General features: G+C 67.9%; 9 protein-coding genes. 7 read left to right on the top strand and 2 right to left on the bottom strand.

Annotated features, from left to right (window positions below):
* Window positions 1-74: 74 nt before the first annotated feature.
* Both rsmG and B1991_RS16805 read right to left on the bottom strand, forming a co-directional pair.
* Entirely contained in the window at window positions 75-704 is a 630-nt protein-coding gene (gene rsmG / locus B1991_RS16810) for a 16S rRNA (guanine(527)-N(7))-methyltransferase RsmG (RefSeq protein WP_136259833.1), read from the bottom strand.
* 157 nt (window positions 705-861) lie between these two features.
* Window positions 862-1,317 (bottom strand): SPFH domain-containing protein, encoded by a 456-nt coding sequence (locus B1991_RS16805; protein ID WP_136259832.1) that lies wholly within the window; start codon window positions 1,315-1,317, stop codon window positions 862-864.
* Between the two features lie 571 nt (window positions 1,318-1,888).
* On the opposite strand from B1991_RS16805, the gene B1991_RS16800 reads away from it, so the two are divergent.
* From B1991_RS16800 to B1991_RS16770, 7 genes are all read left to right on the top strand, one after another.
* A complete protein-coding gene (locus B1991_RS16800) occupies window positions 1,889-2,908 on the top strand; it encodes a LacI family DNA-binding transcriptional regulator (protein WP_136259831.1) in 1,020 nt (339 codons plus the stop codon).
* A 32-nt stretch (window positions 2,909-2,940) separates the two neighbouring features.
* Window positions 2,941-5,958 (top strand): TonB-dependent receptor, encoded by a 3,018-nt coding sequence (locus B1991_RS16795; RefSeq protein ID WP_136259830.1) that lies wholly within the window; start codon window positions 2,941-2,943, stop codon window positions 5,956-5,958.
* A gap of 109 nt (window positions 5,959-6,067) precedes the next feature.
* Window positions 6,068-7,588: a tryptophan halogenase family protein gene (locus tag B1991_RS16790; RefSeq protein ID WP_136259829.1), complete on the top strand. Its 1,521-nt coding sequence runs from the start codon at window positions 6,068-6,070 to the stop codon at window positions 7,586-7,588.
* Window positions 7,589-7,651: 63 nt separating this feature from the next.
* A complete protein-coding gene (locus B1991_RS16785) occupies window positions 7,652-9,142 on the top strand; it encodes a glucoamylase family protein (RefSeq protein WP_136259828.1) in 1,491 nt (496 codons plus the stop codon).
* Window positions 9,139-10,419, top strand: coding sequence for a sugar ABC transporter substrate-binding protein (locus tag B1991_RS16780; protein WP_425466708.1), 1,281 nt, complete (start codon window positions 9,139-9,141; stop codon window positions 10,417-10,419). Before B1991_RS16785 ends, B1991_RS16780 begins: the two co-directional genes overlap by 4 nt.
* Window positions 10,416-11,294, top strand: coding sequence for a carbohydrate ABC transporter permease (locus B1991_RS16775; protein ID WP_136259827.1), 879 nt, complete (start codon window positions 10,416-10,418; stop codon window positions 11,292-11,294). Before B1991_RS16780 ends, B1991_RS16775 begins: the two co-directional genes overlap by 4 nt.
* Window positions 11,291-12,112, top strand: a complete 822-nt coding sequence (locus tag B1991_RS16770) for a carbohydrate ABC transporter permease (protein WP_136259826.1) — start codon at window positions 11,291-11,293, stop codon at window positions 12,110-12,112. The genes B1991_RS16775 and B1991_RS16770 overlap by 4 nt, the downstream gene beginning before the upstream one ends.
* Window positions 12,113-12,123 lie beyond the last annotated feature (11 nt).

Below are 12,123 nucleotides of genomic sequence, written 5' to 3'. Positions count from 1 at the left end.
GTGGTCCTGCCCGCCGCTCTCGCGGCAAGGGACGAACCGGCGGGCGGTGCCCGCCCTACCGCGCACGGCGTGATTCAGACGCGGCCGAGCACCAGCAGGTGGCGTTCGGCCGGCAGGCCAGGCACGTGGAGTTCGTGCGTGGCGCGCACGACGAAGCCGTCGGGGACGCCGGGCAATTCTTCATCCGGCCGCTTGCCCTTCATCGCCAGCCAGATGCCGTCCGGCGCCAGCAGGTGGCCGCCCCAGGCCAGCATGTCGGCGAGGCTGGCGAAGGCACGCGCGGTGACGCAATCGAACTGGCCGGCGACGTCTTCCACGCGCGATTGCTCGGCGCGCACGCCCTCCAGTTTCAGGCTGCGGATCGCCTCGCGCAGGAAGCGCACTTTCTTGCCGTTGGAATCCACCAGCAGGATCTGCCGGCCAGGCGCAGCGATCGCCAGCACGATGCCGGGCAGGCCGGGGCCGGTGCCGAGGTCGACCAGCGTGGAGCCCTGCACGAACGGCAGGATCGCCAGCGAATCGAGCAGGTGGCGGGTCACCATCTCGGCCGGATCGCGCACCGCGGTGAGGTTGTAGGCGGCGTTCCAGCGTTCGAGCAGGGCGAGGTAGTCGAGCAGGCGCGGCACCGCCTCGGTCGGCAGTTGCAGGCCCAGCGCGGCGATGCCCTGTTCGAGTTGTGCCTGCAAGGCGTCGCGCGCGGCCATCGGCCATCGATCCTGTGGGAAAGCGGTCGGCAAGTATCCCGGCAAGCCGGGCGCAATGCCAGCAGGCGGCGCAAAAGAAAGCCCGCCGAAGCGGGCTCGAAGTGGAGCAAATCCCCTGCGGCGCGGCGCTCTGCGGGCGCCTGGCGCGATGCGATGCTCAGGCGGCGTCGAGATCGACCCGGGTGACCATCATGCCGCGCTCGCGCAGCACGTGATTCAACGATTGCTTGACCCGCGCGCCCAGATCGCGCCGATCGATCGCCTCGGCGGCGGGTTCGTCGCGCAGCGCGGCCTGCGCGCCATGGCGGATCAGCTGGTCGACCTGCTCGAACACGGCGTCGGCGCGCTCCGGCTCCAGCACCTGCCAGTACACCGTGCCGCGCACGTCGCGCGGCCCCATCGGCGCCTGCAACTGCAAGGTCTGGCCGGACAGGTTGATCTTGTGCGCCACCCGGTCGAGCAGCGGCAGCACCAGGTGCGTGCCCGCCGGCAGCAGCCGGCGCGGCTTGCCATGACGGTAGACGCTGTAGACCAGACCTTCCGGCACGCGCCGCACGGCGCTGGCGAGCAGCACGGCGAGCAAGGCAACGATGAGGGTGGACAGCATGGTCATGGTCGTGAAATCAGTAACTTGAAGCTGGTTTATTCTTCTGATACTGGAACTGAAGGATACAATCGATTGACTCTGTGTGACTTAACCGCGGTTTAACGCGCGGATGAATCTTTAACAAGACGCCGAAAACAAGTCAAGAGCGCGTCGTCGGATCGGTGAAGCTGTCGACGACACGGGAGGACACGAACGGCCGCGCTGCGTCAGTTTTCACTCCGGTTCGGTCGCGCGCGGCCCGCTTTTCCTCCTTCCCCGGGAATCAAGCATCGAACTTGCCAAAACACGGGGTATCCGCAGCCAAGGCGCAGCGGCGTGGCGTCCGTCACGTTCGAGGGGGCGGCCGATCGACCACGCCGGCCCGTCGGCGCCGCATGCCGTTGCCGTGGCGCAGCAAGGCAGTGCCTGGATCGGCAAGCGGGCCGCTCTGACGTTTCGCCGGGATTTCCCGCCGGGCTACCGCCTGCGCGCTGCTGCGACGCAGCACAAGTCGCCGCAACAAGCCCTTTACAAGTCCGCATGAAAACGTTTACGTTGGCGCCACCCAAGGGTTGGCGAACCCGGCGGAAACATTCCCATGGCGGCAGCAACCATCAAAGACGTGGCGCGCGAGGCCCGGGTGTCGGTGGCCTCGGTGTCGCGCGCGCTCAATGGCGGCGGCGGCGTCACCGCGGCCACCAGCGCGCGCATCCACGCCGCCGCCGAGCGCCTGCAGTACATCCCGCATGCAGCGGCGCGCATGCTGATCACCCGCCGCACGCACACTGTCGGCGCCCTGCTGCCCGACCTGTACGGCGAGTTCTTTTCCGAGTTGATCCGCGGCATCGATCTGGCGGCGCGTGCGCGCGGCCTGCACCTGCTGGTATCCAGCTCGCACGGTGGCGCGACCGAAGCGGCGGCGGCGGTGCGCTCGATGCAGGGGCGCGTAGACGGCCTGCTGATCCTGTCCGAACGGGTCGACACGGCGTTCCTGCGGGCCAACCTGCCCAAGGCGCTGCCGGTGGTGCTGCTCAACAGCGCGGTGAGCGGGCCGGCGTTCCACGTGATCAACATCGACAACCACGGCGGCGCGGTGGCGATGGTGCGGCACCTGCTGCAGGCCGGCCATCGCAGCGTGGCGCTGATCGCCGGGCCGCCCGGCAACTTCGACGCCAGCGAACGCGAGCGCGGCTATCGCGAGGCGATGGCCAGATACGCCCCGCGCGCGGCATTGACCGTGGTGGCCGGCGACTTCACCGAGGAATCGGGCTATCGCGCCGGCCAGCAGCTGCTGGCGCGGACGAAGCGGCCGGCGGCCGTGTTCGCCGCCAACGACATGATGGCGGTGGGCTGCCTGGCGGCGTTCAAGGACGCCGGCGCGCGGGTGCCGGAGGACATCGCGCTGGCCGGCTTTGACGATATCCCGATCACCCGCTACGTGACACCGGCCCTGACCACGGTGCGCGTGCGCATTGCCGACTTCGGTCGTCTCGCGCTGGAGCGCCTGGCCGACGTCGTCGAACACCCCGGGCAGGAAACACCTTCCGCCGACACGCTCGGTTTTGAAATCGTGGTTCGCGACACCTGCGGCGGAAACAAACCAGAACAGAACTCCTGAACGTCTCAGCAAGCTGCCCGGGGAGGGGAGCGATGAAAACTTCAACGCACTTCAAGAAGAACCTGCTGGCCGGATTGATCGGCACCGCCGTCACCTCGCTGGTGGCGCTGCCGGGCACCTCGTTCGCACAGGCCGCGTACGCCACCTTGCGCGGCAAGGCGGCGCCGAACACCCAGGTCACCGCGGTCAACCCGGCCACCGGCAGCACCCGTCAGACCACCTCCAGCGCCGACGGCAGCTACGCGATCACCGGCCTGCAGCCAGGCACCTGGCGCATCGACGCCGGCCCGGGCACGGCACAGACCGTGACCCTCACGGTCGCCTCCACCTCCACCCTGAACTTCACCAGCGCGGCGCCCAGCGCCGCCAACGCGGTGACGCTCGGCGGCGTCACGGTGACGGCCAGCGTGCTGCCCGACGTGACCACGCCGGAGGTGGGCTCGACCGTGTCGCTGCATCAGATCGACACCATTCCGCAGCTGACGCGCAACTTCCTGGAGTTCGCCGACACCGTGCCGGGCATGGTGTTTTCGGTCGGTTCCAATGGCAACACCTCGCTGCGCGGCGGTGCGCAGAACGACGCTTCGACCAACGTCTACATCGACGGCGTAGGCCAGAAGAGCTACTTGTTCGGCGGCCCCAGCGGCCAGTTCGCCACCCAGGGCAACCCGTTCCCGCAGTTGGCGATCGGCGAGTACAAGGTGATCACCTCCAATTACAAGGCGGAGTACGGCCAGATCTCCAGCGCCGCGGTGACCGCGCAGACCAAGTCCGGCACCAATGAGTTCCACGGCGAGGTGTTCGGCCGCTACACCAGCGACAAGTACCGCGCGCGCACGCCGAGCGAGAACGCGGCGAACAAGAAGACGCCCTCGGACGAGAAGGAGTTCGGCTTTGCGCTGGGCGGGCCGATCGTGCAGGACAAGGCGCACTTCTTCATCACCTACGAAGGCAAGCGCTTCGACCGGCCGATCACCGTGGTGCCCGCGGCCGACGCGGTGCCGGCGATTCCCGGTTTGCCGGCCGACATCGCCAGCCAGTTCGGCCCGGCCAACATCCCGTTCACCGAGAACCTGTATTTCGGCAAGGTTGACTGGGAGCCGACCGACCGCGACCGCTTCGAGCTGAGCGCGCAGATCCGCAAGGAGGACCAGAGCGGCGGCATCGGCGGCCAGAACGCGAAATCGGCCAGCTTCTCGGTGGTCAACGACGACAAGCGCTACGACCTGCGCTGGCAGCACAGCGGCTATTCGTACTTCAATGAACTGCTGGCCACCTACGAGGACTCCAACTACGCGCCCACCGCGCTGAACTACGGCAACGGCGCCATCTACACCTACCAGCCCGCGGCCAACCAGACCGCCACCCTGATCAACACCGGCGCGGCCAACCCGCTGGCCACGCAGAACAAGGGGCAGAAGGGTCCGGCGATCGAGGACAACCTCACCTTCAACGACCTGCAGTGGCACGGCGACCACGTCATCAAGCTGGGCGTGAAGCAGAAGTGGGTCACGCTGCACTCCGCCGATGCGGCCGACGTCAATCCGCAGTTCTATTACGACGTCACGCCCACCGGCACCAACGCGCAGCCCTATCAGGTGTTCTTCACCAAGCCGGTCACCGGCCTGGGACTGTCGCCCACGGTGACCACCAAGGACAAGCAGTTCGGCGCCTATATCCAGGATGACTGGGCGATCAACGAGCACCTGATCCTGAACCTCGGTGTGCGCTGGGACTACGAGAGCACGCCGTCCTATCTCGACTTCGTCACCCCGGCCAACGTGGTGGCGGCGTTCAACAGCCAGGACCCGAACGCACCGGCCGGACAGACCTACGCGCAGTCGCTGGCCAAGGGCGGCATCGATGTCAACGACTACATCAGCAACGGCCACAACCGCAGCGCCTACAAGGGCGAGTGGCAGCCGCGGCTGGGCTTCTCCTACGACATCGATGCTGACCAGGCACACGTGATCCACGGCGGCGCCGGCCGCTCCTACGACCGCGACCTCTACAACTACTTGCAGCTGGAAACCACCAAGGCCGCGCTGCCGCAGTTCCGCTTCTACTTCGCCGACCCGGTCACCGGACTGTGCTACCAGGGCCGCACGCCGTGCGTGCCGTTCGATCCGGCCTACCTCAACGGCTTGTCGAACGTGCAGCAACTGGCCTCGGCCAGCAACGCCGGTACCGAGATCGACGTGCTCAACAACCACCTCAAGGCGCCGTACTCCGACCAGTTCAGCATCGGCATGGCCAACCGCCTGGGCGACTGGCAGACCGACGCCACGGTAACCCGCGTGATCAGCCACGACGGCTTTGCCTTCACGCTGGGCAACCGCTACCCGGACGGCAGCTTCTGGAAGAACGCCAGCCAGCCGTGGGGCAACGGCGTGCCCGGCTTCGGCAGCCTGATCGTGGGCAACAACGGCATCGGCACGCGCACCACCCAGGTGCTGCTGTCGGCGACCAAGCCGTACACGCCCGAATCGCGCTGGGGCGCCACCTTCGCCTACACCTATACCGACGCCAAGCAGAACCGCGACATCAACGAACACTACGCGTTCGACGCGGCGACGATCCAGGATTACCCGTACATCCTGTCCAACGCGGCGGCCAAGCACCGCTTCGTGGCCACCGGCGTGATCGACGGCCCGTGGGGCATCACCGTGTCGGCCAAGCTGACCCTGGCCACGCCGATCCCGTTCAACGGCTTCGCCTGCTACTCCGGCGCATCCGGCCAGTTGTTCCCCAGCGGCAGTCGCTGCGCACCCTACGGCACCGAACCGCAGGGCAACGGCAAGTTCCTGCTCGGCGGCAAGATCTTCGGCTACCGCAGCGTGGACTTCCAGGCGACCAAGCACTTCGACGTGCACGGTCTGGATTTCTATGGCCGCCTGGATCTGATGAACGCCTTCAACTTCAAGAACTACAGCGACCTGATGTTCCCCAACAACACGATCGGCACGCTCAGCCCGGTCACCTACAACCCCACCGGCAACATCACCTTCGTGCCGCGCACGATCAAGTTCGAGATCGGCATGAAGTTCTGAGCCACGCGGCGTGCGGCCGGAGACGGCCGCACGCCGGCATTCTTCGCGCGGCCCGCCGGTCGGGCCGCGCACCGACCACGCAGTCGCGTCCGCCAACACCGGAACCGCCATGGCCGAATCGTGCATCAGGAACGTCGTGATCGTCGGCGGCGGCACCGCCGGCTGGATGACCGCCGCCGCGCTGGCGCGCACGTTCGGCGCTCAGCTCGCGGTGCGCCTGGTCGAGTCGAGCGAGATCGGCACGGTCGGCGTCGGCGAGGCCACCGTGCCGCACCTGAAGCTGTTCAACAACCTGCTGCAGATCGACGAGATCGAGTTCATCCGCCGGACCAGCGCCACCTTCAAGCTGGGCATCCAGTTGAACGACTGGCATCACCTCGGCGATTCCTACATCCACGGCTTCGGCACCACCATCGGTCGCGGCCTGGGCCTGCTGCCGTTCCACCAGTACTGGCTGAAGGCCGCCCGCGCCGGCCGCGCCGGGCCGCTGGGCGACTACACCGTGCACACGCTGGCCGCGCCGCGCGGCAAGTTCATGTCTTCGGCCAGCGACGTGCCGCGGGATTCGCCGCTGGCGGACATCCCGTACGCCTATCACATGGACACCGCCCGCTATGCGCTCTTCCTGCGCGAGTACGCCGCGGCGCGCGGGGTGCGCCGCACCGAGGGCAAGGTGGCCGAGGTCAAGCTGCGGCCCGACGATGGCTTTGTCGAATCGGTGGTGCTGGAAGGCGGTGAAGTCGTCGCCGGCGACCTGTTCATCGACTGCTCCGGTTTCCGCGGCCTGCTGATCGAACAGGCGCTGCACACCGGCTACATCGAGTTCAAGGACTGGCTGCCGTGCGATCGCGCGGTCGTCGTGCGCACCGAAAGCGTCGGTCCACCGCCGCCGTTCACCCGCGCCAACGCGCAGGCCGCCGGTTGGCAATGGCGCATCCCGCTGCAGCATCGCACCGGCAACGGCCACGTCTATTCCAGTGCCTACATCAGCGACGACGAGGCCACCGCCACGCTGTTGCGCAACATCCAGGGCCGGCCGTTGGGCGAGCCGTTCCAGCTGCGCTTCACGGCGGGCATGCGGCGCAAGCTGTGGAACCGCAACGTGGTCGCGATCGGCCTGTCCGGCGGCTTCATGGAGCCGCTGGAATCGACCGGCATCCACCTGATCCAGATGGGCATCACCCGCCTGCTCGGCCTGTTCCCGCGCGACGGTTTCGACCCGGTGCTGAGCGAGCGCTACAACGCACAGCTGAAGTTCGACACCGAGCGCATCCGCGATTTCCTGATCCTGCATTACCACGCCACCGAGCGCGAGGACACGCCGTTCTGGCAGCAGTGCCAGCACATGTCGGTGCCGCCGTCGCTGCAGGACAATATCGACCTGTTCGCCGACAGCGGCCGCTTCTTCCGCAACGCCGACGAACTGTTCGCCGAGATCAGCTGGGTGCAGGTGATGATCGGCCAGGGCATCGTGCCGCGCAGTTGGCATCCCCTGGTCGACCAGGTGCCTGAGACCGACCTGTACCGCTTCGTCGACGACGTGGCCCGGCTGATGGCCGATTGTGTGGAGGTGATGCCCAGCCACCAGGCCTTCATCGATCGTCACTGCGCGATCGCCAGGGCCGGCTGACACGACTCGCCGCGGGCGGCCACCGCGCCTGCATCTGCCGCATTTTCACGACAGGCTGTACCCATGGTTCTTCGACGTTTCCGCTCTCTCCTCGCCACGCTGGTCCTGACCCTGGCGTTTACCGCCTTCGGCGCGTTCGCGCCCGTCGCGGCACAGGACACCACCACCGCCACGCGCCACGCGCCGCTGGCCTTCACCGCCCTGCCCGCCGACCAGCAGGCGCAACTGGACGAGCTGGAACACCGCACCTTCCAGTTCTTCTGGGACACCGCCAATCCGGTCAACGGGCTGGCACCGGACCACTGGCCGGGGCAGTCGTTCTCCAGCATCGCGGCGGTGGGTTTCGGCCTGACGGCCTACGGCATCGGCGCCGAACGGGGCTGGATCAACCGCGACCAGGCGGTCAAGCGCACCCTGGTGACCTTGCGCTTCTTCGCCGACTCGCCGCAGAACGCCAGCGAGGATGACGCCACCGGCTACCACGGCTTCTACTACCACTTTCTCGACATGCAGACCGGCTTGCGCCACGGTCGCGCCGTCGAGCTGTCCAGCATCGACACCACCTTGCTGCTCGGTGGCGTGCTGTTCGCGCAGTCGTACTACGACCGCGACACGCCGCAGGAAAAAGAGATTCGCGCGCTCGCCGACATGCTCTACAAGCGCGTCGACTGGCCGTGGATGCAGGCACGCCCGCCGCTGGTCAGCATGGGCTGGACCCCCGGCGGCAAGTTCATCCCGCACGACTGGGAGGGCTACAGCGAGGCGAACCTGCTCTACATCCTGGCGCTGGGCTCGCCCACCCACCCGCTGAAACCCGAAGCGTGGCAGGCCTGGACGCGCACCAACCCGCGCTACTGGGGCACGCTCTACGGCGAAACCTTCCTGACCTTCGGCCCGCTGTTCGGCCACCAGTACAGCGCGGCATGGATCGACTTCCGCGGCATCCGCGACGACTTCATGCACCAGCACGATTCGGATTATTTCGAAAACGGCCGCCATGCGGTGCTGTCGCAACGCAACTACGCGATCGCCAATCCGGCGGGCTGGACCGGCTACGGCGAGAACCTGTGGGGGCTGACGGCCAGCAACGGCCCGGGTCACTTCGGCATCGCCACGGACGGGCGCGAGCGGCGCTACTTCGGTTATGCCGCGCGCGGCGTGGGCCTGCGCCACGTGGTCGATGACGGTACCATCGCGCCCACGGCAGCGCTGGGCTCGATCGCCTTCGCGCCGGACCTGGTGGTGCCGGAGTTCCTGCACATGAAACAGCGCTACGGCAAATACATCTACGCCAAGTACGGCTTCCGCGACGCGTTCAACCTGACCCTGCACGATCCCGACGCGCCGCTGCGCACCGGCCTGGTGATTCCCAGCTTCGGCTGGGTCGACACCGAGTACCTGGGCATCGACCAGGGCCCGATCCTGCTGATGCTGGAGAACTGGCGCAGCGGCCTGGTGTGGAAAGTGATGAAGCGCAACCCGTATGTGCGCAAGGGCCTGCAGCAGGCCGGCTTCCGCGGCGGCTGGCTGTCACGGGCGGCGGCCACACCGTGAGCCGGCGGCGCTGGCGACTGCTGGCGCCGGCGCTGTTGCTGGTCGGCATTGCTGCCTGCCGGGGCGATCACGATGATCGCCACACACTGACCTTCTGGGCGATGGGCCGCGAGAGCGAGGCGGTGGCGCAGCTGATGCCGGCGTTCGAGCGCGAGCACCCGGACATCCTCGTCGAGGTGCAGCAACTGCCGTGGAAGGCGGCGCACCAGAAGCTGCTCACCGCGATCGCCGGCGACACCACGCCGGACGTGGCCCAGCTGGGCAACACCTGGCTCGCCGAGCTGCACGCGCTGGATGCGCTCGTACCGCTGCAGCCGTACGTCGAGCGCTCGCGCGTGGTGCAGCCGGCGGATTACTTCCCCGGTATCTGGGCCACCAACCGCATCGACGGCCGCCTGGTCGGCATCCCCTGGTATGTCGACACGCGGCTGTTGTTCTACCGCAGGGACCTGCTCGCCACCGCCGGCTTCGACGCGCCGCCGCGCGACTGGGCCGCGTGGTCGCGGCAGCTGGCCGCGCTGCAGGCGCATGCCGCGCCCGACCACTACGCGATCCTGCTGCCGACCAACGAATTCGAGCAGCTGCTGTCGCTGGGCCTGCAGCAGGACGAGCCGCTGTTGCGCGACGGCGGCCGCTACGGCAACTTCGAAAGCGCCGGCTTCAAGCGCGCGCTCGCGTTCTACGTGGAGCGGTTCAAGCGCCACGAGGCCCCGTTGCTGTCCAACACCGAAGTGCCCAACCCGTGGGCCGAGGTCGGTCGCGGCGTGTACGCGTTTTACTTCTCCGGGCCGTGGAACATCGGCGAATTCCGCCAGCGTCTCCCTGCGTCGCAGCAAGACGCATGGGCGACCGCGCCGCTGCCCGGCCCGGACGGCCCGGGGGCCGGCATCGCCAGCGGCTCCAGCCTGGTGATCTTCCGCCACTCGCCGCGCAAGGCGCAGGCCTGGTTGTTGATCGAATACCTGTCGCGCCCGAGCGTGCAGCGGCAGTTCTACCAGTTGCTCGGCGACATGCCACCGCGCCGCTCGGCCTGGCAGGGCGAGGCGCTGCGCGACGACCCGGCGGTGCGCGCGTTCCGCGAGCAGCTGGAGCGGGTCAAGCCGACGCCGCCGGTGCCGGAGTGGGAGCGCATCGTCACCGAGATGCAGCTGGTCGCCGCGCGCGCCGCGCACGGCGAGTTGACGGTGGACCAGGCCGCCGCCGAGATCGATCGCCGCGCCGATGCGATCCTGGCCAAGCGGCGCTGGATGCTCGACCGCGCCGGGAGCACGCGATGAGCCGCGCGCGCACCGCCTGGCTGTTCCTCACTCCGGCATTGCTGGTGCTGGGCGTGTTCTTCTTCGTGCCGGTGCTGGGCGCGCTGGGCCTGAGCCTCACCGATTACGATCTGTACGCGCTGGCCGACCTCCGCAACCTGCGCTTCGTCGGCCTGCACAACTACTGGGAGCTGCTGCAGCGGCCGCTGTTCTGGACTGCATTGGGCAACACGTTCTACTTCGTGGTCGTCGGCGTGCCGCTGTCGATCGGCGCCTCGCTGGGCACCGCGCTGCTGCTGAACTCGCCGCTGGCGCGCATGAAATCCTTCCATCGCACCGTGCTGTTCGCGCCGGTGGTGACCACGGTGGTGGCGGTGGCGGTGATCTGGCGCTACCTGTTCAACACCAGGTACGGCCTGGTGAACCATGCACTGGCCGTGCTGGGGCTGAACCCGGTGGACTGGCTGGGCGATCCGCACTGGGCGATGCCGACGATCATCGCCTTCGCGGTGTGGAAGAACTTCGGCTACAACATGATCATCCTGCTGGCCGGCCTGCAGGCGATTGCGCCGGAGCTGTACGAGGCGGCGCGCATCGATGGCGCCTCGCGCTGGCGGCAGTTCCGCCACATCACCCTGCCGATGCTGCGGCCGACCATGGTGCTGGTGATGGTGCTCACCGTGGCCGGTTACTTCCAGCTGTTCGCCGAGCCTTACGTGATGACCGAAGGCGGTCCGCTGCAGAGCACCGTCAGCATCCTTTATCTGATGTACGACGACGGCTTCAAATGGTGGAACTTCGGCGTGGCCTCGGCGGTCGCCTTCGCCCTGTTCGGCATCATCCTGGCGGTGACCGTGCTGCTGCTGCGGCTGACGCGACGCGGAGCAACGGCATGAACCCGCGCCTCGCCCGGTGGCTGGTCAACGGCGCGCTGTTCGGCTGCGCCGCGGTGGCCGTGCTGCCGCTGTTGTGGATGCTGTCGGCCTCGCTGATGCCGGCCGGCAGCGCCAGCTCGCTGCCGCCGCCGCTGCTGCCGGCGCAACCCACGCTGGACAACTACCGCGCGCTGTTCGCCCGCGCCGGCATGGGTCGCTACCTGCTCAACAGCCTGGTCATCTCCGGCGCCATCGCCGCACTGGCGCTGGTGTGCAACCTGATGGCCGGCTACGCCTTCGCCAAGCTGCGCTTCGCCGGGCGCGAGCGCCTGTTCCGCGCGCTGATCGGCGCACTGCTGATTCCCGCCCAGGTGGCGATGCTGCCGCTGTTCCTGCTGCTGAAATATGCCGGCCTGATCAACAGCTACGCCGGCGCGATCGTGCCGGGCATGGCCACGCTGTTCGGCATCTACCTGGTACGCGAGTTCGCCCGCAGCGTACCGGACGAACTGCTGGAGGCCGCGCGCATCGACGGCGCCGGCGAGTGGCGCATCTTCGTGCAGATCATGCTGCCGCTGCTCAAGCCGATCATGGTGACGCTGACCGTGTTCACCTTCCTCGCCGCCTGGAACGACTTCATGTGGCCGCTGATCGTGCTGACCGGGCAGGAGCACTACACCCTGCCGCTGGCGCTGGCCTCGCTGGCGCGTGAACACAGCGAGGACACCGAGCTGATGATGGCCGGCTCGGTGGTCACCGTGCTGCCGGTGCTGGTGCTGTACCTGGCCCTGCAGCGGCATTACCTGCAGGGCTTGTTGCTGGGGAGCGTGAAGGGGTGAGGGCGCCCGCT

It is taken from the genome of Rhodanobacter lindaniclasticus, from assembly GCF_004799035.1.
GTDB classification, from domain to species: Bacteria; Pseudomonadota; Gammaproteobacteria; order Xanthomonadales; family Rhodanobacteraceae; genus Rhodanobacter; species Rhodanobacter lindaniclasticus.
The sequence above is the reverse complement of the archived record's forward strand: the minus strand, read 5'-3'. Positions and strand labels throughout refer to the sequence as shown.